Origin of the sequence: Membranihabitans maritimus (genome assembly GCF_021729145.1) — a bacterium.
In the GTDB taxonomy this organism is placed as follows: domain Bacteria; phylum Bacteroidota; class Bacteroidia; order Chitinophagales; family Saprospiraceae; genus Membranihabitans; species Membranihabitans maritimus.
This window is the reverse complement of record NZ_JAJSLW010000002.1, coordinates 154,233-175,480: the sequence shown is the minus strand read 5'-3', so window position 1 is coordinate 175,480 and position 21,248 is coordinate 154,233. Positions and strand designations below refer to the sequence as shown.

Annotated in this window: 23 protein-coding genes and 1 pseudogene; 3 read left to right on the top strand and 21 right to left on the bottom strand. The window is 39.2% G+C overall.

The features are described from left to right. Nucleotides 1–239: 239 nt before the first annotated feature. The 11 genes from LVD47_RS02755 to LVD47_RS02705 form a co-directional block, all read right to left on the bottom strand. On the bottom strand, nt 240–779 hold the full coding sequence (locus tag LVD47_RS02755; protein WP_236974002.1) for a redoxin domain-containing protein: 540 nt from the start codon (nt 777–779) through the stop codon (nt 240–242). Next, complete coding sequence (locus LVD47_RS02750; RefSeq protein ID WP_236974001.1) at nt 776–1,273, bottom strand: DUF8737 domain-containing protein; 498 nt, start codon at nt 1,271–1,273, stop codon at nt 776–778. The genes LVD47_RS02755 and LVD47_RS02750 overlap by 4 nt, the downstream gene beginning before the upstream one ends. 116 nt (nt 1,274–1,389) lie before the next feature. Further along, nucleotides 1,390–2,229 carry a helix-turn-helix transcriptional regulator gene (locus LVD47_RS02745; RefSeq protein WP_236973999.1) on the bottom strand — a complete coding sequence of 280 codons (840 nt, stop codon included), beginning with the start codon at nt 2,227–2,229 and terminating at the stop codon, nt 1,390–1,392. Between the two features lie 143 nt (nt 2,230–2,372). Further along, on the bottom strand, nt 2,373–3,803 hold the full coding sequence (locus LVD47_RS02740) for a sulfatase (protein ID WP_236973998.1): 1,431 nt from the start codon (nt 3,801–3,803) through the stop codon (nt 2,373–2,375). Nucleotides 3,804–3,974: 171 nt separating this feature from the next. Further along, on the bottom strand, nt 3,975–4,406 hold the full coding sequence (gene arr / locus LVD47_RS02735) for an NAD(+)--rifampin ADP-ribosyltransferase (RefSeq protein WP_236973997.1): 432 nt from the start codon (nt 4,404–4,406) through the stop codon (nt 3,975–3,977). A 377-nt stretch (nt 4,407–4,783) separates the two neighbouring features. Beyond that, the gene (locus tag LVD47_RS02730; protein ID WP_236973996.1) at nt 4,784–4,969 is read right to left on the bottom strand and encodes a hypothetical protein; all 186 of its coding nucleotides are present in this window, start codon (nt 4,967–4,969) and stop codon (nt 4,784–4,786) included. Nucleotides 4,970–5,114: 145 nt separating this feature from the next. Then, complete coding sequence (locus tag LVD47_RS02725) at nt 5,115–5,456, bottom strand: nuclear transport factor 2-like protein (protein WP_236973995.1); 342 nt, start codon at nt 5,454–5,456, stop codon at nt 5,115–5,117. A 173-nt stretch (nt 5,457–5,629) separates the two neighbouring features. Then, entirely contained in the window at nt 5,630–5,929 is a 300-nt protein-coding gene (locus LVD47_RS02720) for a type II toxin-antitoxin system RelE/ParE family toxin (RefSeq protein WP_236973993.1), read from the bottom strand. Beyond that, nucleotides 5,930–6,172: a type II toxin-antitoxin system ParD family antitoxin gene (locus LVD47_RS02715; protein ID WP_236973991.1), complete on the bottom strand. Its 243-nt coding sequence runs from the start codon at nt 6,170–6,172 to the stop codon at nt 5,930–5,932. It lies immediately after the preceding gene. Nucleotides 6,173–6,579: 407 nt separating this feature from the next. Beyond that, nucleotides 6,580–6,897: a hypothetical protein gene (locus tag LVD47_RS02710; protein WP_236973990.1), complete on the bottom strand. Its 318-nt coding sequence runs from the start codon at nt 6,895–6,897 to the stop codon at nt 6,580–6,582. A 28-nt stretch (nt 6,898–6,925) separates the two neighbouring features. Then, nucleotides 6,926–7,717 carry an SDR family oxidoreductase gene (locus LVD47_RS02705; RefSeq protein ID WP_236973989.1) on the bottom strand — a complete coding sequence of 264 codons (792 nt, stop codon included), beginning with the start codon at nt 7,715–7,717 and terminating at the stop codon, nt 6,926–6,928. Between the two features lie 126 nt (nt 7,718–7,843). Here LVD47_RS02705 and LVD47_RS02700 point away from each other — a divergent pair, with 126 nt between their 5' ends. Both LVD47_RS02700 and LVD47_RS02695 read left to right on the top strand, forming a co-directional pair. Then, the gene (locus tag LVD47_RS02700) at nt 7,844–8,206 is read left to right on the top strand and encodes a winged helix-turn-helix transcriptional regulator (protein ID WP_236973988.1); all 363 of its coding nucleotides are present in this window, start codon (nt 7,844–7,846) and stop codon (nt 8,204–8,206) included. Nucleotides 8,207–8,981: 775 nt separating this feature from the next. Beyond that, on the top strand, nt 8,982–9,824 hold the full coding sequence (locus LVD47_RS02695) for an aldo/keto reductase (RefSeq protein WP_236973987.1): 843 nt from the start codon (nt 8,982–8,984) through the stop codon (nt 9,822–9,824). A gap of 473 nt (nt 9,825–10,297) precedes the next feature. Here the strand turns inward: LVD47_RS02695 and arsB are convergent, their stop codons facing one another. The 10 genes and pseudogenes from arsB to LVD47_RS24290 form a co-directional block, all read right to left on the bottom strand. After that, nucleotides 10,298–11,353 (bottom strand): ACR3 family arsenite efflux transporter, encoded by a 1,056-nt coding sequence (arsB, locus tag LVD47_RS02690; protein WP_236973984.1) that lies wholly within the window; start codon nt 11,351–11,353, stop codon nt 10,298–10,300. 3 nt (nt 11,354–11,356) lie between these two features. Then, nucleotides 11,357–11,980: an arsenate-mycothiol transferase ArsC gene (locus LVD47_RS02685; RefSeq protein ID WP_236973983.1), complete on the bottom strand. Its 624-nt coding sequence runs from the start codon at nt 11,978–11,980 to the stop codon at nt 11,357–11,359. A 35-nt stretch (nt 11,981–12,015) separates the two neighbouring features. Next, nucleotides 12,016–12,483: a DUF6428 family protein gene (locus LVD47_RS02680; protein WP_236973982.1), complete on the bottom strand. Its 468-nt coding sequence runs from the start codon at nt 12,481–12,483 to the stop codon at nt 12,016–12,018. A 56-nt stretch (nt 12,484–12,539) separates the two neighbouring features. Next, nucleotides 12,540–12,872, bottom strand: a complete 333-nt coding sequence (locus LVD47_RS02675; RefSeq protein WP_236973981.1) for an ArsR/SmtB family transcription factor — start codon at nt 12,870–12,872, stop codon at nt 12,540–12,542. A 124-nt stretch (nt 12,873–12,996) separates the two neighbouring features. After that, nucleotides 12,997–14,337, bottom strand: coding sequence for a Gfo/Idh/MocA family protein (locus LVD47_RS02670; protein WP_236973980.1), 1,341 nt, complete (start codon nt 14,335–14,337; stop codon nt 12,997–12,999). A gap of 15 nt (nt 14,338–14,352) precedes the next feature. Further along, on the bottom strand, nt 14,353–15,096 hold the full coding sequence (locus tag LVD47_RS02665; RefSeq protein WP_236973979.1) for a 3-keto-disaccharide hydrolase: 744 nt from the start codon (nt 15,094–15,096) through the stop codon (nt 14,353–14,355). 407 nt (nt 15,097–15,503) lie between these two features. Next, nucleotides 15,504–16,196: a hypothetical protein gene (locus LVD47_RS02660; protein ID WP_236973978.1), complete on the bottom strand. Its 693-nt coding sequence runs from the start codon at nt 16,194–16,196 to the stop codon at nt 15,504–15,506. Nucleotides 16,197–16,744: 548 nt separating this feature from the next. After that, complete coding sequence (locus tag LVD47_RS02655) at nt 16,745–17,650, bottom strand: NAD(P)/FAD-dependent oxidoreductase (protein WP_236973977.1); 906 nt, start codon at nt 17,648–17,650, stop codon at nt 16,745–16,747. A 72-nt stretch (nt 17,651–17,722) separates the two neighbouring features. Further along, a complete protein-coding gene (locus tag LVD47_RS02650; RefSeq protein WP_236973976.1) occupies nt 17,723–18,088 on the bottom strand; it encodes a YdeI/OmpD-associated family protein in 366 nt (121 codons plus the stop codon). Nucleotides 18,089–18,193: 105 nt separating this feature from the next. Beyond that, nucleotides 18,194–19,143 (bottom strand): annotated as a pseudogene (locus tag LVD47_RS24290) (virulence RhuM family protein/type II toxin-antitoxin system death-on-curing family toxin). A gap of 750 nt (nt 19,144–19,893) precedes the next feature. Between LVD47_RS24290 and LVD47_RS02635 the strand changes: the two are divergent. Then, a complete protein-coding gene (locus tag LVD47_RS02635) occupies nt 19,894–21,162 on the top strand; it encodes an alpha-hydroxy-acid oxidizing protein (RefSeq protein WP_236973973.1) in 1,269 nt (422 codons plus the stop codon). Nucleotides 21,163–21,248: the final 86 nt, after the last annotated feature.

Here is a 21,248-nt window from a genome sequence, read left to right as displayed (position 1 = left end):
AGCAGATCTTAAATATACAAGGCTGCTTCCTGAAACTTTATGGGGAGAAAATAAAAGAAGGGTATGTATTAGATTCGCCTTATCAAATCAAGTTTCAGAATGTACGTTAGGAATTAAATTTTGAAAACATTGGTCTGCTTCCTGATAAGAAGTTCTCAATAGTCCATTCGTAAAACCTCCTTTTTCTCAATTACTCTGAATCCTAAAAATTCTTTGACCACAGGTTATGAACTCTATCTTTACTGCTCTTTGGCCTGTATTATAGATTCAATAGTTGGGTGGTCACCAAAATGTTTCCCATAATATGCCATTTGAACAATTCCTTTCGGACTGATAAGAAAACTTGCAGGCATCAAATTGGGGTCTGCATCAACCTCCATTGTATTGCTTTTCCCTTTCAAAGCCCTTACAATCAATTGGGGATGAAATATTAATTTTGCACCACCCCATATTGAAGATTTTGTAACTCCATAAGCCCGATAGATGCTCTTATCTTTGTTTGACAACATTGGGAAGGGAGTTTTTACACTATTACTATAACGCAATAAATGGGGTTTTGAGGATGGCCAAATGGAAACAACTTCTATCTTATGCTCTTTAAATACATTGTAGTTTGTTATCAGTTCATTGGTTCTGAGATTGCAAAACGGGCAATTAGCAAACCGATGAAAAGAAAGATAATTCCAACTTCTTTTGGAAGGCACTTCTATTGTATTCTCCCAAATATCCTCTGCACCAACGACCGGGGCAATGTCTCCTATTGTTAATATGCTATTCATCTTCTGATTAATTTGAACTTTTTGCGAGTAAGAATTTTTAGAATCACTACCTGAACAACAATTAGCATAGGCACATATACCGAAATCGTAAAATAGTTCGTCCCGAGTGGTAGAGAATATACTTTTTCAATTATTGCCAAAATCAATACCCCAATTATATCTACAATACTTATCACTGAAAAAATCCAGGTCAATGCCAATGCTCCTTTCTTATTTGAATGAAGCAATATCCAAGCTGTTAGTGCTATCATACCAGACAAAAAATCTCCGTAGGCTACAATTTTCTTTAAATAGAGGGGGAAAGCCTCGGAAACCTGACCCGGCATAAACAAAGAGAGCGGCAGGTACCGAAACACATTTATTAGGAGCAAAAAGGCTAGAACATCAAATATCGTTTCTTTGTTGATCCTTGGAATCACATACCATTTTGTTGCAAGATAAAAGACCAGCACACTGAGCGTACATTGTACAGCTAATACCGCTAAAGCTTCCATATAATTTTGTTTTTGAATAAATAATGGTAGCAAAACTATGGTGATCGGGATACAACCTACTGCGAAAGAAAGTCCAAACTACCGTGAATTTGGATCAGAAAACCAATTACTTATTTTTATTTACTGGCATTACGGTACTTAGAGGGTAAAATGCCAAATTTCTTTTGAAAGATTTTGGAGAAATGCACACTGTCTTCATAACCAATATGGAAACAGATCTCATTTATGGTATAAGAAGAGTACGACAGAAGGTCCGCTGCTTTTTGCAGTCGTTTATTTCGAATATAATTGGCCGGTGTATCATTGAAATGTTTTTTAAAATTTCTTTTAAAAGATGAGAGACTCTGCCTCGCCAGAAAGGCCAATTGCTCAATATTCAAATCAGCATAGAGGTGGGATTCTACCACCTCTACAATATTTGCCTGCTGGGGGGTAAATAAATAGCTGTACAGGTCTATTATGGAATTGGCCGCTTCCGTATGGAGTAAAAGCAGAACAAGTTCCTTGATTTTGAGATAGACAAGTTCTTCTTTAGCCAAACCCGGATTATCAAAATAGAAATTGAGACTTTCAATAAAATGGTTGATGGCATTTCTTTTCGAAAGACGGAATGAATATCTGTCACTTTTTTGGTGCTTAACAAAAAATGGAATCTCATCTTTAAAAATCTTCTCCAGAATGTCAGGGAATAAATGGATCACACAAACTTCGCAAATCCCTGTTTCAGTATTTTGAAAAAGGTCCGCAAGATAAGTCCCGCACTTTAATAAAACACTTTCATGCTCCAGAATGGAAATCCTTTCGGTAGGAGATACAATTTCTGAACTTCCTTCGCTAAAAAACAGGAAACAGGCTTCATCGTCAAATTCAGGACTTTGACGCAAAGGAGTAATAACTTTCAGTTTCTCAATAATGGTCCTTCCATTAAGTTTGATCTGTTGTAGATTTTTTATCATCTAATTGGTTTCTAATTTGACCAAAAGAAGTTGGCGAAAGATTATCAGAGATTTCAAGTATTTCTACTATCTATTATGATCGCAGCAACGTTTTCAATTAAATACATGTACGACCCTTTTACTAATTATGACACGCAGGCGTTTTACTGTAATCTGGCATTTAAAACACTTTTTAACTTCTCTACTAACTCCGGATGTTGATCTGCAATGTTTTTGGTTTCTTTTTCTACAGTTGTATGGTCATAAAGTTCAACAAATCCATCCTGATGAAGCGTCATCCTATGCGTCTCAGTACGAATCGTCGAAAAGTTGCTTCTGTAAGCTATTGCCGGATGACCATCTCTATTCGGGTCTTCCAATACCTGCTTCAGTGACATGCCTTGCGTAAATTCAGGAATATCGATACCTGTTAAATCACACAATGTGGGAAAGATATCAAGGGTCTCTACGATGGCATCTGTTTGAGAACCTATATTCTTCATTCCGGGATAGTGCATGATCAAGGGAGAATGCAATGACTCTTCAAATAAACTATGCTTACCCCAAATCGCATGTTCTCCCAGGTGCCAACCATGATCTCCCCAAAGTATCACAATGGTATTTTTATCAGCCCCGGAACGTTTCAATTCATTTAGAATTTTACCTACTTGTGCATCCGCATAACTTACGCAGGCTGCGTAGTGACGACGCACTTCGTCTGCGAAAACCGAATCAGTATTGGGGTCTTTGCCCCAACGGTTATATGCCATAAACTCCCCTGATTTATGCCATGTGGTTTTTCCTTCCGGTTTTTCTGGGTGTTGTATTTCCGGAAGTTGTACACCATCGTATCTGTCCAAATAGGATTTTGGTGTACCAAAAGGCAGGTGTGGCCTTATGATACCAACTGCAAGGAAAAAGGGCTTTTCATTGTTTTCAGCGAGCGCTCCTAATTGGTGTAGTGCTTCGTCAGTTATTGCCCCGTCCGGATAGATATTGTCATCCCCTTTTACAGCCTGTAAGACGTCCATTTCATTGCGATTTATACGAATCTCTCCATGCGCCAATCCGTGCATCATGCCACGAGGATGCTCCCATTCTGCTACTGGCATTAAGTGCTTATCCCAGGCATTTGGCATTTCAATGATTGTGCTATCATTCCAGTCCTTTCCCCCTCTTCCTCCTGGGTGATGAGAAACTTTTCCTACCGACACAGTGGTATATCCATGAGTTTTGAACCACTCCGGCATACTGGGATGTACTTCCTCTGATCCCTCTTCTATTTTCTTGGCACGGAGAAATAGGGCGTTGTTTCCCGGAGGCCCATAGAGCCCTGTTAATAAGGTGTACCGTGAGGGTCCGCAGCTCGGGGCATTAACAAAATGCTGCTGAAAAGTAAACCCATTTGCTCCCAAATCATCTATATTGGGCGCGCTAATGTATTCCACTCCAAAGCTTTTTAATTCCGGGCGTAGATCATCCACACAAATGAGTAGAATATTTGGTTTTTGTTTGGAAGGGGTTTTATTACAACTCGATCCCAGCAAGAAACAAAATACCAAACACATAATTTTAGCCATCGCAGCTACTTTCATTTTATATAGTTTTCTTATTTACAATGTAGTACAAAGAATCGTAATAGATCTTTATGGACATATACCATGAAATGACCTGGCCACTACAACCAAAATCACCTAGAGAAAATCAAACATTATAGGCTAGAATCCATCTGATATTATCCCAGGGACTTTTGGCGGTTTATTTTTTTAATCATCATTTAAGGAATTAATTCCTTGTTTTTTAAGTTTTTCAAGATTTTCTTTCATTGTATTTACCTGTTCTGTTGAATGACCTATCCAATTGGTTACTTCTCCAACAACTCTAAATGGCTCTGTTGAACGATACGATTGTGATGGATTACCAGGAAATTTTCTATCTGTCAAGTCTGGATCGTCTTCAATACATCCTGTTGGCTCTACTAAATAAATTCTTTCTTTTCCTTCTCCTAATGAAAGTTCTGCACCCCAAATTGCTGCATCCAAAGTTGCCGTCAAGAAAATATATTTTGCACTTTTCCTCAGGCCGAAGTTTGAGTTGAAGCCGGGCTTAATTAAGTCTCCTATTTTCAAGTCGGCTTTTGTTCCGTGAAAATACGTTTGAGCAAAAGGAGTAGCTCCTTGTTTATCCAATCTGTTCATGTCCTTGTTTTTATCAGTTTATGGTTGATGGTTTATAAATATTAAATTATCTCTATTGATGTCAGATGAACGTAAAATGAACACACTGAAACAGATAGCCTATTTACTTCCTCTCAAAACACTACATCGTATCGCAAGACTACAAAACTTCGACAGTCTTCACATCACCTATTATTTTCCCTAAATATAATCATTGACTAACATTCTGGCGTATTGATTGCATCCATTTTCGTAGCACATTCCTGTCTGATCTGAAGTACCAAGTCAATAATCGAAGTACTTGATTTTAGCGATTGAACATCAATAAAAAAAACATAGTTTCCGGGCGTTTATTATTCTCTTAAATCACGATTTGGTTCCCATTAATTGATTTGCGCTCAACTACCTTTAAATGTATATCCTATAGAAACCCCGAACATTGGGAAAAATAATTGCTGGTTATACGGAGAAAACGTAGGAGTAAAAGCCAATCTATAAAACATACCTCCACTCATGTTCTGATATCTACCGCCCAATCCAAACAATTTCAAGCTGTTATTTACGGGTTTATCTGATAAAATCATTCAAGGGTTTACTTTTATATTAATGTATTCTTAACTATCTAATCTATCATAGATAATTATTTGAAGGAGTAACAATTACTGCCCTATAAAACTTTTATTTTCTAAACATGAAAGTCTATCATGATCTTTTCAGACCTGATTTAAGTTAATATCGCATTTGCCAACTTAAAATTTTATCTCCTTCGACAAAAAATAGGAAATTAGCTTTATTAGTATACCCTAAGCTGCTGTATTGACCTGTGACTACCACTTGATTTTCTTTTATCGAAAATTTTGCGTCATCAACATGCCCTTTGCGGTCAATTATGTCACTTTGCAACCAACTAAAAAAATCTTCCCCTTTTTTCCACGAACCGTCACCATAGGCTTGTTTTGCATTTTCATGAAATAACGATCGAATTTTATCGGCATCGTTGGAACTCATCGCTTGGATAAGGGATCTGACAATGGCTTCAGGATTTGAGTTATTGTTTACATTTTTGTCCATAGACTCTTTATTTTATGTTGAAGAATTTTCTTGGTGATTCTTGTTTTTGTGATTTTCATTTAATGGCATAAAAGTTGTAATAAATGAGGTATCAAATTCAATATACCTGTGCAGTCATACCTTTAAAATAATCAAGTTTAATTCCCAATTAGTAGATTCTTAGATATGGGTAATTACTTTTTCAATTTATTCTTCAGGTCCATTTTTCCATGCAGAATTCTTGTTATTTCAATCGTGTTGTTATCAATTTCCCTGTAAAAGATGATATGTTTTGATGTTATTTGTCCTTTTAAATTTGGAAATATCTCTGAATAATCTTTACCTAGTGCAGGTTTATTTGCTAATTCTTCACATGTATCGATAATTAGTCTATAGTATATATCTGCTTGTTTTTCGGACCAGGTATCAACGGTATAATCCCAGATTGACGAAAGATCTTTAAGAGCACATTTTGTGAATTTATAGTTCGCCACTTATTTTTTCTTTGTCTTGAGGGTTTTAAGGTGTTCTTCCGGATCGAAATCGTCCACCCATCCGCTACTAATACCGTCTTCTATGGATCTTCGTAGAAAAACTACCTTTTTCTCTTCCTCCTCGAGTAATCTCAAGCCTGCACGAACCACTTCACTCGCATTTTTATAGCGGCCTTCCTGAAGGATGGATTGAATAAATTGATCATAATAACTTCCCAATGAAATAGATGTGTTCTTGCTCATAACTAATTATTTATGATAAATATACCAATTTTTGGTATTTAATTATAGTGTACATCGAAATATCTTGGGAAAGACCCACTTGTTTAAGCCTGAGCAAAGCTTAAGGGTACTGAAGTGTCCCCCCCAAAAGGGTTGCCTTTGGCAAGAGGTGCATTTTGTACCATATTCTTTCATTTGAACCAAAAATAAATTTTGGTACAAATAACATTCGGATCGAATAAACTCAGTTCTGCGCTTTTGCTTGTCAAAGCGGTGGCACACAAACGGTATCGTATAAGAGCAGTAGCAGATTAAAATTCTACTGACTTTTCGGATTGTTAGATACTTAATTTAACACAAAAACGGTTCGAGTTAGTGCTCAAACCGCTATTGCTTTTATACATTGTTAGCTGCTGCCCCTTTTTTGGTCAGCTAGTAATTCTCAAGGATTGAATGTGTTCGTTTTTAAAATTTAACTTGTAAGATAGAATAACAGGGCTTCCCGGGAAATTACCCGAAACTTCAGCTTTAAGAATTTCTGTTGTTTGTGAATATTCAAGGGGTTTCATTGTTACTTGGTATTCTTTATTGGCTTTTTCAATCCAATTTTTGATTTCCTTTTTTCCTTCATATGTTTTCCCTTCGTCAACAACTACTGCTGTTTCCGTAAAACAATTGATATAAGCTGTACTATCAAAATTGTCTTGTGCTTTTACTAGTTCCATTAACACTTTTGGCAAGTTCATTGTTTTTGTTATTTGATAAATATTAAAATTATACTGTAGGAATGGTTCCACCATCTATTACAAATTCTGTTCCTGTCAAATAGTTGGCTCTTGGCGAAACTAAAAAGCCAATCAATTCTGCAATTTCTTTGGGTTGCGCAGGTCTCCCAATAGGTATTCCTCCTAAACCGTCCATTACGGATTGTGCGGATTGTTCAATGGTTATGTTTGAACTTTCTGCTATTCGCTCCATCATTGCTTTTGACGAGTATGTATTTATCCAACCTGGCGAAACAGTCAATACCCGAACACCTTTTGGCGAAACCTCATTTGATAAACTTTTACTGTAATTCAATAAACCCGCCTTTGCAGATGCATAAGGCAAAGTACTGTCGTACAAAGGTAATTTTGCTTGAATAGAAGCAATATGTATGATAACGCCACTTTTATTTTCTACCATTTTGGGTAAAAATCCACGGTCTAGCCGAACCGGTGCAAGCAAATTGGTTTGAATGGAATGTTCCCAATCTTCATCAGTTAATACTGCAAAACCACCACCTTGTGTTTCTGATCCGCCAAGGTTATTTATAAGAATGTCGAGTTTACCATATTTTTCTAAAACTGCCTTAATTATTTTTTTTGTTCCCTCGGGCTTGCTTAAATCTGCTGAAATAAAATGTAGATTTCTGTTTTTCTTTTCGGGTTCATTTCTTGCCGTTATTAAAACGGTTGCACCTGCTTGAAAAAGTCTTTCTGCTATTGCTTTTCCTGCACCCTTTGTGCCTCCTGTCACCAAGGCTATTTTTCCTGATAATTCGTTGTTGAAATTAAACTGTTCCATTTGAATAAATATTTTAGGGCAAAATTCTATCATATAAATAGTTTATACAAGTACGGAAAATCGAATTGCATAGGGATAATTTTTTCCCCTGTTGTACAATTTGTCACATAGTGCTAATTTTGTTCCATGAAAAATAGAAAAATACCATTGAACCTAAATTGTGGACTTGACTTAATTGGTGAAGTACTTTATGGAAAATGGAAAATTCGTTTACTATGGTTTATTAATGAAGGTCATAAACGTCCAAGCGAATTGCAACGTAAAATTCCAGATGCTTCAAGACGAGTATTAAACATTCAGCTGAATGAATTGATACAGCACGAATTAGTGACAAAGAAAATATACCCTGTTGTTCCGCCCAAGGTCGAATATTCTCTAACTGATTTTGGATTAACTCTAATTCCTGTGATTTCTGCTTTAGGGGATTGGGGTGATAAAAATGAAGAACGCCTACGAAATGTCATTAAGCAAACTACTGAAAATTCATAAGTTTAATAAATTTGTCAAATCTTTTAATTATGTTTTGTTCGCGTTTCAGCTAACATCCAAATCGGATTGACGCAGTTCTGTGAAGCTATGCTCTCGGCAGAATTGATTCAATCTGACCGTTCTGTCAATTCGATCCCTCTGGGACGATATTGCCCGTCAGGGCGAAGCAGAACGAGAGTGGAACCGATCTGGATGTTCGTGCGCCATCGCCCTTTGGGGCTCCGACGCACGAACACACAAATACACACATTGCGTATATCCAATATATAATGCATTGCACATATCTAGCCTATGTAGGTAGACATGAGAGTGTTCTATTTAACCCCCGCTAATATAAAAATTATGTTAAGAAAACGACCTTCCACCAACGTAAAACCTGAATGAATAGCGGGATTAGTAATTTTCCATCTTTGTTGATCGAATCAAAGAAATATATTTATGATTCAATTCACTGTATCTAATCACATTAAGAGCTTCTCTTAATTTCTTCCATTGTTACCCCTCCTACGAAACTTACTTTTAACACTGTAAGGCGGGTAAGCTTTGTGTATAGCAATTATTTTGTCTTGAACTTTGGTCCCCCACGAGAGGAACACAAACTTTTTTTCAAGACAAAGGGACAGGAAAAGGATTTGTCAACTTATTTTGGAATCATGATTGAAACTATTGCCCATCTAGCTAATGGTATTTGTAATGATAATATGAACACAAAACAATAACCCCCCACCCTCGTTATTATCAACGTAAAACCTATATAAATATAATACCTAATCACATGAAAGACTTATTGCTGAACGACAACAACACCACTCCGCAAATTGGTTTTGGAACCTACAAAGCCACAGAGGATGAGGGCATACAATCCGTAAAAAACGCACTGAAAGCAGGATATCGTCTGCTAGACACTGCCGCCAAATATGAAAACGAAGTAGCCGTGGGAAAGGGTATTAAAGCAAGCGGCGTACCGAGATCCGAAATAGTAGTGACGACTAAACTATGGCGGGAAGACCTGGGGTATGAATCAGCCAAAAAAGAATTGGAAGAATCCCTGCGAAGACTGGATCTGGACTACATCGACCTCTATCTTATCCATTGGCCGGCCAATGCCAGGAATTACGACGATTGGCAAAAAACCAATGCGGACACCTGGCGGGCTATGGAAGAAATGCAGACGGAAGGAAAAATTAAATCTATCGGTGTGAGCAACTTCTGGAAAGAACACCTGGAGGCCCTTTTCCGGACTGCCAATGTCATTCCGGCAGCGAACCAAATTGAATTCCACCCGGGGTATTGGCAGCCGGATTTGACCGAATTCTGCAAAAAGCACGGCATTTTGATAGAGTCCTGGTCACCCCTGGCCCGGGGAAAAGTCTTTGGCAATGATACCCTTCAGAAAATTGCCCACAACCATAGCAAATCGGTAGCCCAGGTTTGCCTACGGTGGATTTTACAACACGATGTTATCGTCATTCCCAAGTCTACCACACCCGAAAGGATAAATGAAAATATAGATATTTTTGACTTTACACTTTCAGATAAAGAAATGGATCAAATCGACAATCTTCCGGAAATGGGATTTAGCGGGGAATTACCGAATATTTGGCCGGATAGGTTGTAGGTTTGTTGATTTTATGTTTATATCTTAATAGTACGATGCCCACAGAGCAGGAACAGAAGTTTCCTATTGGTTGAATTTCATAAATTTAATCTCAGATTATCCTAACGTTGAGTACGAGGCTTCAGTCTGCTCTGCAACTCCTTAGACAGGGCTTTCGTATCTACACAAAGGCCACCCAAAACAATCATTTGCGTTGCCTGGGCCTATCGAAGGCAACACTTCGGGCTTCCTCTACGTCATCCATTGTAATTTCTTTCACTGTACTATTACTTTGACACAAAATGGGGGTTGATAAGGCAAAAAAGATATCAAAACCATGGTTCTGGAAAGCCAGAAACTTCTCTTAAACATAATTGAAATGATCGTCAGGTCGCGAGACACTGACGCGAACCTTAGTTCGGTTTTATTTTATTGATTAAACATTGTAGATATTTTTAAATTCCGGGATACCCTCTTTCCGACTGAAACCCTTTCTATTTCACCACACTCTCTCGTAAATAAAACTTCTTTCGCAACCAAAATGAGACCCGCACCAAAAGGATCAACGCCGGAACTTCCACCAGTGGCCCAATCACCCCGGCAAAAGCCTGTCCGGAATTCAATCCAAAAACTGCAATGGCTACAGCAATCGCTAATTCAAAGTTGTTACCTGCAGCTGTAAAGGCTACCGACGCCGTTTCATCGTACTTCGCTCCAAACGACCGGGTGACGAAAAACCCAATAATAAACATAAGGGTAAAATAAAGCAACAATGGGACGGCAATTACCAATACGTCATAGGGTATTTGGACAATTAATCCGCCTTTCAGCGAAAACATAACGAGGATCGTAAATAGTAAAGCAATCAACGTCAATGGAGAAATGGCAGGAATAAACTTTTGGTTGTACCATTCTATTCCTTTTTGTCTGACTAATATCCAACGGGTAAGAATCCCAAGTAAAAAAGGAATGCCCAAGTAGATAGCTACACTTTCAGCAATGGTACTTACCGATATTTCTATGATGGAGCCCTCAAAACCAAAATACGGCGGCAATACCGTAATAAATACCCACGCGTAAAAACTGTATGCAAATACCTGGAAAATACTGTTCAACGCTACTAGTCCCGCTCCGTATTCGCTGCTTCCTTCTGCCAGGTCATTCCAGACCAGTACCATGGCGATACAACGCGCCAATCCGATCAAAATTAGGCCAACCATGTACTCGGGATAATCCCTCAAAAATATAATCGCCAGGGCAAACATTAAGATTGGTCCGATAATCCAATTCAATAATAGTGATATGGTAAGCAGTTTTGCATTTCGAAAAACACGGGGAAGCAATTTATAATTTACCTTGGCCAGTGGGGGATACATCATAATGATCAAGCCAATTGCAATTGGAATATTGGTTGTTCCCACACTAAAAGTATTAATATAATCCGGCATGGATGGGATAAAATACCCCAGTCCCACACCTACGGACATAGCCAGAAAAATCCATACAGTAAGGTATTGGTCCAGGAAGCTTAGCTTTTTAACACCAGACATAGATTACTTTTTGACATTTGAAAAGATATATTTCAATTCAGTCGCTATTTGTAGACTCCGTTCCATGTACTTTTCAGCTTGAAGAGGGCTATTGTCAAATGCCTTGGGATCTTCAAAAGTCAAAGGGATTCTTACATCGGCCCCAGGTATAAAAGGACAGTTTTCGTCTGCGTGGGAACAAGTCATCACGGCAGCAAAACCGGATTTCGGATTAAACGGATGATCAAATGTTTTGGAAAATCCGATTACAGGGTAGGCATTTTCAGCGTATTTAATGCTGTACACAGGATTTTTGCCTTCCGATAGTGTTTGTATCTGAAATCCCAACGCTGTGAGCGTCTCAGATACCCTGGGAAATAGGGCCGTCTCTTCCGTGCCTCCTGAATAACACAGTATATTGGCAATCCCATAATAATGCGCCAGGGTTTGAGCCCAGACTTGGGACAAATGACTCCGGCGGGAATTATGCGTGCAAATAAAGTTTAGCCTGACAAGATTTTGGTCTTTCAACTTGTTTTGTATGTGCCTGACGAACACATCAAGTGTTGCTTTTCTTTCATCCGTGATAGCTGTTGTATCCAGCGATTGAATAATTTCTTTAACTCCCGGAAATAGAGTGTTTTTCATGTAACTGTTATTTTATAGATGAGAAGATTCAAGCTCTAACAACAACCATTCCCTGGAGTACAACATTCACTTTCCTTGGTACCTATGGTGACTAAAGTAGATTTTGGTTCGGGCACACCGCATTTTTCCTTCGCCAGACAGTCCGTATGTTTACTTGTAAGCTGGAAACTAGTCCCGTCGAAGTCCAATCCAAATTTTTGGATGGTTTGCCCCTGGTATTCCACTTCTATTTCAAGGTCCCCAATATCAAGTTTGTCCTGTGACAGTTCTATGATCTCAATCAATTTTTCCGGATGAAGCCGGTGGTTATAGTCATCTGCTTCCCATAGTTGGAAATTGACTAATTCTTCGTGACGTATGGTTCCACCGCAATCGATAAAGTGTTTTGTGATTTTTCCTACCTCTGTCACGTGAAAGTGTTTGGGTACCAATGTGCTGTCAGGAAGTTCAAACTCTATAGTTTCCTGATACTCTAAGATTTCTTTAATCTGTGATAGTTTCATTTTATAAATATTTGTTTATTGCAATATTGCGATAAATGATTTCAAAAAAAATGTATTCAACAACACTCCTTTACTGAATCCAGGTCCTGGTCTAGAAATTGACTAAATTTACTTTTCATTTTTGTCCAATTCTCCTTATCTATACAATAACATACACGGGTGCCATCTATGGTCCCTTTGATTAATCCGAGGTTTTTCAATTCCTTTAAATGTTGGGAAATGGTAGGTTGAGCCAAACCTATTTCATCTACCAGATCTCCGCAAACACAAGCATTTATTTTAAAAAGGTGCTGCAAAATGGCTACTCGTGCTGGGTGCCCCAGGACTTTAGCCAATGCCGCCATTTCATTTTGGTAATCCGTAAAAATATCTGATCGGGTAATTCCCATAACAAAATCAATCGTTTAATTGCAATATTACGATAATTATATGTATCAACAAAATATTTAATAAAAAAAGCTGATCCGGGGGAGGCAGGATCAGCTATATTAGGTTATAAGAAGAAAAAAGGCTTTAAAAGTCTCGGTAGTTCCCACTCAGGAACTGATTTGCTTCTTCTTCCTTGAATTTTGCGTTTTTTCCGTCCCAGTGCAATTTCTTATTGGGGAATTGGGCAGCAATAACGCCTAATAGAATTACTTCTGTCAACTTAGCAGCATAGTCAAATGAAGCACTACATTCTGCCTTACCCAGGCACGCATCCACGAACTCATGATAATGCTTTGGGGACTCACCTGCATAATCACGGACCGGTTCTCCCAGGGACTTATTCGGATCGTATTTCTCTATCTCCAAATCCTGGTATTCGCCTTTGACGATTAGTCTTGGTAATTCCATAAAGTGAGGCAACAATAGCCGTCTTCCATCTTCACCAATAAACATGGCACCTTGGGCTGGCAAATCGTCCCCGTTTGGTAATTTTAATTTTCTTTGCATTTTGGGTGCCCCTTCACCATCATACCATACCCACTCCAATGTATCTGCTGTATATGGTGTTCCGGGGAAAACATACGTCACTTCATTTTTCTCTGCATGACCGAAACCATTAGGTTTTCTACACTTGTTTTTCACCGTAAGAGGAACTCCTAATTCCAGGGCATTGTATGGTGTATCAAATATATGCACACCCATATCACCAAGGGTTCCACAACCATAGTCCAAACATTTTCTCCAGTTGGATGGGTGGTAAAATCCCTCCTTATACGGCCTTTCCTGCGCGGTCCCCTGCCACAAATTCCAATCCAAATTACTGGGCACCGGATCACTTCCCTGCGGTTCTTCACCGTCATAGCCCCAAACTTTGGGAGACCAGGCAATCACTTTACTTACTTTTCCAACAATTCCTCCACGGATTAACTGGGTAGCCAATTTGTAATCGTAAAATGAATGTACCTGGATCCCCATTTGAGTAATCAGGTTTTTCTCTTTGGCAACAGCATCCATCTTTCTGGATTCCGCAACATATTTGGTTAGTGGTTTCTGGCAATACACGTTTTTGTCCATTTCCATTGCCATTAGCGATACGGGTGCATGCGCATGATCGGCAGTAGAAACAACTACCGCATCGATTTCATCTTCCATTGAATTCAGCAACTCCCTATAATCAACAAATGTTTTGGCACTCTTGAAGTTCATATGAGCCTCTTTCAATCGGTCGCTGTCTACATCACAAAGAGCAACAACCTCCACTGCAGGATGTGATGAAATCGCATTCAAATCTGCAACACCCATCATTCCTAACCCTACCTGGGCTATTCTCAATTTCTTAGCCGGATTTGCCCCTTTCGAATAAAAAGGCAACATGCCTGCTAAAGCGCCTGCGGTAGTAGTTTTTATAAAATTTCTTCGTTTCATTTTCCAATTATTTAATTATAGTGGTCTAATCTTTATGTTTTTAAACCAAAGAGAACTTCCATGGTCCTGGAATCCAATATATCCAGTTTTAAAACTCCCGTAGTCAGGATATTTATCCCATTTCCCTGAGTTTTTCCTTTTTTCCCAATCATCAGACCAGGGTACGAAGCTCAATAATTTCACTCCATTGAGCCAATGCTCGGTTCGATCAGGAGCAACAACAATTTTGGACGTATTCCATTCCCCTGTCGGGTGAAGCACTTTATTATCCGCTTCTACCGTGTGCATAGCGTAGTCTGCACCTGTCATCTGCCAGTCCTGGAGCAATTCAGGATGTTCGGCTCCAAATTGTGAATTATAGCTCGTAAGATCATGAATGTCTGCATAATTTTCATCGTCGATCAATTGGTATTCCGGTGAGGTACCTGAAGGGGACTTATGACCTTCCTGGATATGGTAAAAAATCCCACTATTCCCTCCTTCGGGAATTTTCCATTCAACCGATAATTCAAAATGTTCATATTCCTTACCACCGTAAATTACGTCGCTGCCACCCTCATAATCCTGTTCCAGTTCCATTTCGGTGTCGAAGTACAACATATCGTCTTCGATCGTCCATCCGGGAGGTAAAGATTCTGCATTGTACCCCCGCCAATTTTGGGCGTGTTCCTCATCTAATAGATCAACCCATTCCTCCTCAGATTCCGAACAACTAGCCAAAAAGAGGGGAATAATTAAGAATAATAAAAATTGTTTCATTGTATAAATTAATATGAGTAAATAATGAGTTGTGGCCCCTTACATACTTATCCCATCGGGATTAACGGCCTAAATTTATGAATAATTTTTTAATCTAATGAATATGTGTACGCAAACACAAAATAACAAACAATTAGTGTTGGCGATATTAAGAGTTTAACTTTTTTATGATTAATGAAACAAATTCTTAATTTGAGAATTTTAAACAGCTTTATTCACGAGAAAAAGGTGAATAATGTTGAGGATTGATTGCAATTATTTGATTTACCATCAATCATGCCAGGGATAATCCCGATTATTTTAGTTTGCAAATATGTATGGAGTCATCATTTAATCGCAGCAAAGCTGGTATAAAACTTTCCAATGCTTACAGGTAAGTTTTGACTAATTATATAAATTGATAAATTTTATTGCTTTACCAGGACCCTTTCCCTGTATGAATGTTGTGTTTCCAAAGCTTTGAGCATCTCCATAGCAATTGGTTTATTATTATCACCTTCCAGGTTCGTCGTCAACAGCGTTACATTCATTGCCTCTTTTTCCAGTGAATTGATCTTGAAGACTATCGTTTTATCTTCGATTACCTTATAAGTTCGAAGTTGTACCTGGTAGTCATATTTATCGGTAAAATTAATAGCATGAGATTCCCGAAAGTAGGAGACAACAAGTTTATCAGCTGTTTGATTCTTGTCAATAAAAGTCCTCCCATTTATATCAGAGACTTTTCCCAGTATAATGTTTCCCGAAGTGTCCATTATCTCGATATTGGCTCCAATAAGCGGATTTCCTTCAAAGTCAAGCACGGTAATTATTACAAATTCCTGATCCCTTTTTGTCTTTTTATATGTTGATTTTTTCCCATGATATTCACCTGTATGAATGATTAGGTATTTGTCCAGTATCTTGTAGGTTCCGGAACCATAAAAATCTCCGATAATTCCAGAACGATCGCTTTTTATGGAAAAGTAGACCGAGTCCACATTTTTACCAGGATTAAAAAATATATTATCAGATCCTCCGTAATACCTACCATCAATCTTCTGCCCGAAAGACAATGCTGACAGTAGGATGGCCAGACTAACCAGCATACCTGATTTCATAATTTTGTTGTTGTGATTTTTAAGTAGCCTTAATATAAGAATTAAAGTACAGATTCAAAAAAGCTTCTTTCCAATACCTGTCGGAGGTTCGGTAAAATAAAGCTAACATAATGTTTAACGTGTATGTAAACTTTTAAAATTGTAGCCTTCACCTTATTTGTTTTTAATGGGATACTCCCTGGTACAAATCCTTTCTTCCGATAAAGGCCCTTGAAATTAAGAATGTAATACAAAGGGTTTCCCGCACCGTTAACAACCATTCGATTTAATTCAGCTTCAGGGTCCAAATCACCCAGGTATTTCATTTCATACTGATGGTTGAATCAGATTAGTGTATTTATATACCGATTGAATAATTCTTCTGATTGCAAGCAATAACGGATCAATTTTGGGCAAGATTTATGTACCAGGAAAGGATAGCCATGTTCCTTTATGAACCAAGCTTCGGGAAGCATATTTCGCGCTTTAAATTTACGAATGAAGAGCTCTATATCCAACCAAAATAATACAAAGAAAGCAAGGTAGACTTTTAAGCTTTTATCCTTAGCTTAAAACTCCTCTTCTGCCAATTCAAGATTAACCATTGCCCCGGCTTTGGTTCCGGAGGCCACAGCTATAGATACCGAACGCATTCCGGAATTGTCTCCACAGGCCAACACCCCCGGTACATTGGTTTTATGGAAATCATCCACTTTGATCAATCCCTGTTCCGTCACTTCACATCCCAGTTCTACTGCAATGCCGGAGTGTTGTTCAAATGCTGGGCTGTGATAAAGGGCCTTCAGGGGGATCTTTGATTGATCGACTAGGATTATATCGGTTAATTGACCGTTGTGATGCTTTATCTCTATTAGTTCTTTTTCAATGATTCTAATATTGTGCGATTTGAGCTTTTCCATTTGTTCCGGGCTCAGCGTTGAAGGACCGTTGGTAAAAAGTGTAAGATCGGGAGTCAACCGGGAAACAAGGTTTGCATAGTGCATGGCGGCATCACCATTGGCCAGAATACCCGTTTTCTCTCCCCATACTTCATAGCCGTGACAATATGGACAGTGAATGGCCGAGATACCCCAGCATTCGGCAAAACCTTTGATGTCAGGCATTATATCCCGGAGGCCGGTGGCCAGGATCAATTTTTTGGCAGTGAATGTTGTTCCCGGGGAAGTATGGACTTCGAATCCGTCTCGCGTTTTCGCAGCATGAGTGACTAATCCTTCAAAAACCTTTACCGTCTCATACTTGGATACCTGGTCCCGGGCAATCCTGGATATTTCCGCAGGAACCTGCCCGTCCTGTGTGATGAAATTGTGCGAATGAGGTGTTTGCCGGTTGCAGGGGTTTCCGCCGTCTATGACCAGAGTATTTCTCAGTGATCGCCCCAGAGCCATTGCAGCAGAAAGTCCGGCATAGCTGCCGCCGATGATAATAACTTCAAAGTGCATATTTTCTTCCATGTATTTTGGATTTATATAGGTGAAATTAAAAATAATGGAACACAAATCATGCAACATTGTTGCAAAAAATATTCAATCCCACGTACCCTTAACTTTCGCCTCTTCAACCATTTGCAAACCACCTGATTTCATGCGTTTTTCCCTAATTAATCTACCGACAATCTTCTTATTCCGGTCACTCCAGTTACTACGGGTCTTTCGGGGCGAAAAGCGCTGGTAATAACTTTCGTGGTCCCTTTTATTTCGCATCGAATCGATCCAGCCGAAACAAAGGGCTTCTTCCAGGGCTTCATCGTAACTAATGCCAGGTACAGGGCTCTTTTTATGGTAGAGAATGAGACAAACCTCCGTTTTTGATTGACTGTTTTTTTCTAACCACTTACGCCAATGAGCTTTAGTCCGGGGATAGTAAGTTTCAATGCCATTATTCAATTCCATGACTGGTACTATTTATTTCACCGCTAAGTTACCTTTGCGTAGTGACAGTGGATTGTCATAAACAAGTATAGTTTTCCTATTAATTAAATACATTCTTCCAATTTATTATCTATTTCTGTTCAATATACTAACAATCAATTTTTTTACAGTTTCCATTTCTTCGGGTTTGCTGTCAGCCACAAAAAGCGTGAGACCTGCCAGGGCTTCATTACTGATTATTGATTGTCCCCGGACATTGTATAGTAGTTGATTCTTTTCAAGAAAAAGAAGAAAGCAAGCAGCTGCTATTCGTTTATTACCATCAGTAAAGGCATGATTTTTTACAATAAGATAAAGTAACATGGCCGCTTACTCCTCCAGGCCGGGATAAAATTCTTCATCACCAAAACCCTGAGCAATTTGGTGAATGGCGCTTTCAAATCCCTGATCCTTTTCCACTGCGAAAACCGTGGAATCAAAATCGGTTTTCATCCGGTCGATGAGTTCCTGATATTCTTTTCTTGACGGATACAGGGCTGCTCGTTCAGTTAGTCCCTTGTCATCCAGACGCTCATGGTCATAATCATCCAACCATTCCAGACCATTAGTGTATTGATTCAGCCATTCAAAACCTTCTTCTCCGGCTTTGTTTTCTATGACCCTACTTAAAATATTTGGATGCCTGTCCTGAGCGTTCTGACTTCTTGCTGGGTTCGCTCGAGACGCTTTTGATTGATCGAATAGCCTTTCACCAGGTAGTCTTTGAGCCGTTGGGTTGCCCACTGACGGAATTGTGTTGCTTTAGTGGAATTTACTCTATATCCAACAGAAATAAATATATCGAGATTATAGAGGTTCATTACTCTACGTTTTCCATCTGAGGCAACTTGTTCCATTTTGGAACAGGTTGAAACTTCGTCCAATTCTCCGGATTTATAAATGTTCCCAATGTGTTTAACTATTGCAGGACGTTGTACCCCAAATAAGTTTGCCATAAGGTGGGCATCCAACCAAATTGTTTCCGATTCCAATGTCACCTCAATTTCGGAACCATCATTTGATTTGTAAATTTCTATTTTGCCTTAAAGTGATTAAGGCATCTCCCTTTTAACAGTTCATTGCCACTAGATGAAATTCCTTTTCATGTTGCTCTAAATACCGATTAATCGTCCCTTCATCAATATAGTAAAATCGAGCAATTTGCCTCTTTGTATAACGTAATATGCCTTCAAAACGAATACCCCGAAAATCTACCTCTTTCTCTATTCCTTGAAGAGCAAACTTATTGTTTAGGATATTCTTCCTATGTATATCTGAATTTGTTAAATCTTTGTTCATAATATTTTACTCTTTCTCCTCATAAGGGCAAATTTATTTTTGTTAAGAATTTTTACTTTATATCCCACAAAATAAGATACCATTTCTAACTAGTGAATTGTCACTAACACAGTCACTTATATTTTAACGTGAGCTCGACGAATAATTGATTCTGTCATTATTTTTGCGAAAAATGCAATGCGCAAGGCTTCACTTTGTGGAAATCAATGCCAGAATCGACGTTTTACCTTGATTTCCACCATGGGTTGGCACTCAGGGTTAATTATATTTCGCTCCTTCAGAGCTCTTTTTTCTCTGTCTAACTCACGTTATTTTAACAACCAGAAGTATGACCAAGAGCTGCAAAACATAACTATAAGGTAAGTAATATCATCGTACTCCCCAAAGCAAAAGTTCCTTAACAGGCTAAATTTATCTCCGGAATAAATTCCTGACTCCATATATCCACACAATTTTTCCTATCTTACAAATACACAAAACCCATACTTGTGAAGTACGGAGTTCCCATACAAAAGCACATTTTTATCGGCGGAATGGCCGGGAAAAAACCCGTTGTCCCGGTGAATTATGAGCAGTTGGAACAGAAAGCTAAATCAGCTCTTTCTGCCGAAGCATTTGCTTATATAGCCGGAGGTGCAGGTCAAGGCAACACGATGATATCCAACCGTAAAGCGTTTGCTGATTATGAACTCAAGGGAAATATGATGCGAGCTTCGTCGGAAATCGACCTGGGAGTAAAGCTCTTTGGGAAAGAATATTCCACGCCCCTGATCGCCGCACCTGTTGGTGTGCTGGAACTTGCAAATCCGCAAGCAGATTTAGCTGTAGCCAAAGCTTGTAAAACCCTAAACATTCCAATGATTTTTTCCAACCAGGCATCATATAGTATTGAAGAATGTGCCGAGGTAATGGATGAAAACCCACGGTGGTTCCAGTTGTACTGGAGCAAGTCAGACGAACTGGTGGAAAGTTTTATCCGGCGGGCTGAGAAATCCGGGTGTGAAGCCATTGTTGTAACTCTCGATACCACTTCCCTTGGCTGGCGACCACAAGACCTGGATCTCGGGTACTTACCTTTTTTGCACGGTCTGGGCCTGGCTCAATACAGTTCGGACCCGATATTCAACAAGATCGTGGATCAAAATCTGGCAGATGGAATTATGAAGTCCGGAGATAAACCCCCGATCAACTTTCGGACTTTGAAAAATGTACTGGGTGTATGCAGAAAATACCCCGGTTCATTTTGGGCAAACCTTCGCACCCAACGGGCTATGGCCGCCGTACGAACTTTTATTAACATCTATATGCGGCCGGAACTACGATGGGAAGACCTGCCACGGTTACGAACAATGACGGATCTTGCCATTTTGGTCAAAGGGGTGCATACAGCGGAAGATGCCCAACTGGCTATAAAGCATGAAGTGGATGGTATCATAGTTTCCAATCACGGTGGCCGTCAAATTGATGGAGCAGTAGGTGCGCTGAAATGCCTGGATAATATTAACAGGGAATTAGGCCAGGAAATTCCCCTCATTTTTGACAGCGGGATCCGCAGTGGGGCTGATGTGATCAAAGCCCTGGCCCTGGGAGCTGACGCAGTATTAATTGGACGACCTTATGTTTACGGACTTGCTGTCGCTGGAGAAAAGGGGGTAGAAGCTGTTTTTAGGCACTTTTTGGCGGAAATTGAACTACAACTTTCACTTATGGGTATAGATTCAATACATACATTAGACCGGTCGGTGTTGGAAGATTAAGAGCCTATTTTCACTTCTGTCCAAATAACTCAATGGTATAGTCCAACAATTCCATTCCTCCGGCTGACCGAGACCCGCGATAATCA

What these genes read in the sequence shown, in the direction of transcription:
- LVD47_RS02755 (WP_236974002.1), bottom strand. Translation starts at nt 779, where the DNA reads ATGAATAGCATATTAACAATAGGAGACATTGCCCCGGTCGTTGGTGCA.
- LVD47_RS02750 (WP_236974001.1), bottom strand. Translation starts at nt 1,273, where the DNA reads ATGGAAGCTTTAGCGGTATTAGCTGTACAATGTACGCTCAGTGTGCTG.
- LVD47_RS02745 (WP_236973999.1), bottom strand. Translation starts at nt 2,229, where the DNA reads ATGATAAAAAATCTACAACAGATCAAACTTAATGGAAGGACCATTATT.
- LVD47_RS02740 (WP_236973998.1), bottom strand. Translation starts at nt 3,803, where the DNA reads ATGAAAGTAGCTGCGATGGCTAAAATTATGTGTTTGGTATTTTGTTTC.
- arr (WP_236973997.1), bottom strand. Translation starts at nt 4,406, where the DNA reads ATGAACAGATTGGATAAACAAGGAGCTACTCCTTTTGCTCAAACGTAT.
- LVD47_RS02730 (WP_236973996.1), bottom strand. Translation starts at nt 4,969, where the DNA reads ATGATTTTATCAGATAAACCCGTAAATAACAGCTTGAAATTGTTTGGA.
- LVD47_RS02725 (WP_236973995.1), bottom strand. Translation starts at nt 5,456, where the DNA reads ATGGACAAAAATGTAAACAATAACTCAAATCCTGAAGCCATTGTCAGA.
- LVD47_RS02715 (WP_236973991.1), bottom strand. Translation starts at nt 6,172, where the DNA reads ATGAGCAAGAACACATCTATTTCATTGGGAAGTTATTATGATCAATTT.
- LVD47_RS02710 (WP_236973990.1), bottom strand. Translation starts at nt 6,897, where the DNA reads ATGAACTTGCCAAAAGTGTTAATGGAACTAGTAAAAGCACAAGACAAT.
- LVD47_RS02705 (WP_236973989.1), bottom strand. Translation starts at nt 7,717, where the DNA reads ATGGAACAGTTTAATTTCAACAACGAATTATCAGGAAAAATAGCCTTG.
- LVD47_RS02700 (WP_236973988.1), top strand. Translation starts at nt 7,844, where the DNA reads ATGAAAAATAGAAAAATACCATTGAACCTAAATTGTGGACTTGACTTA.
- LVD47_RS02695 (WP_236973987.1), top strand. Translation starts at nt 8,982, where the DNA reads ATGAAAGACTTATTGCTGAACGACAACAACACCACTCCGCAAATTGGT.
- arsB (WP_236973984.1), bottom strand. Translation starts at nt 11,353, where the DNA reads ATGTCTGGTGTTAAAAAGCTAAGCTTCCTGGACCAATACCTTACTGTA.
- LVD47_RS02685 (WP_236973983.1), bottom strand. Translation starts at nt 11,980, where the DNA reads ATGAAAAACACTCTATTTCCGGGAGTTAAAGAAATTATTCAATCGCTG.
- LVD47_RS02680 (WP_236973982.1), bottom strand. Translation starts at nt 12,483, where the DNA reads ATGAAACTATCACAGATTAAAGAAATCTTAGAGTATCAGGAAACTATA.
- LVD47_RS02675 (WP_236973981.1), bottom strand. Translation starts at nt 12,872, where the DNA reads ATGGGAATTACCCGATCAGATATTTTTACGGATTACCAAAATGAAATG.
- LVD47_RS02670 (WP_236973980.1), bottom strand. Translation starts at nt 14,337, where the DNA reads ATGAAACGAAGAAATTTTATAAAAACTACTACCGCAGGCGCTTTAGCA.
- LVD47_RS02665 (WP_236973979.1), bottom strand. Translation starts at nt 15,096, where the DNA reads ATGAAACAATTTTTATTATTCTTAATTATTCCCCTCTTTTTGGCTAGT.
- LVD47_RS02660 (WP_236973978.1), bottom strand. Translation starts at nt 16,196, where the DNA reads ATGAAATCAGGTATGCTGGTTAGTCTGGCCATCCTACTGTCAGCATTG.
- LVD47_RS02655 (WP_236973977.1), bottom strand. Translation starts at nt 17,650, where the DNA reads ATGGAAGAAAATATGCACTTTGAAGTTATTATCATCGGCGGCAGCTAT.
- LVD47_RS02650 (WP_236973976.1), bottom strand. Translation starts at nt 18,088, where the DNA reads ATGGAATTGAATAATGGCATTGAAACTTACTATCCCCGGACTAAAGCT.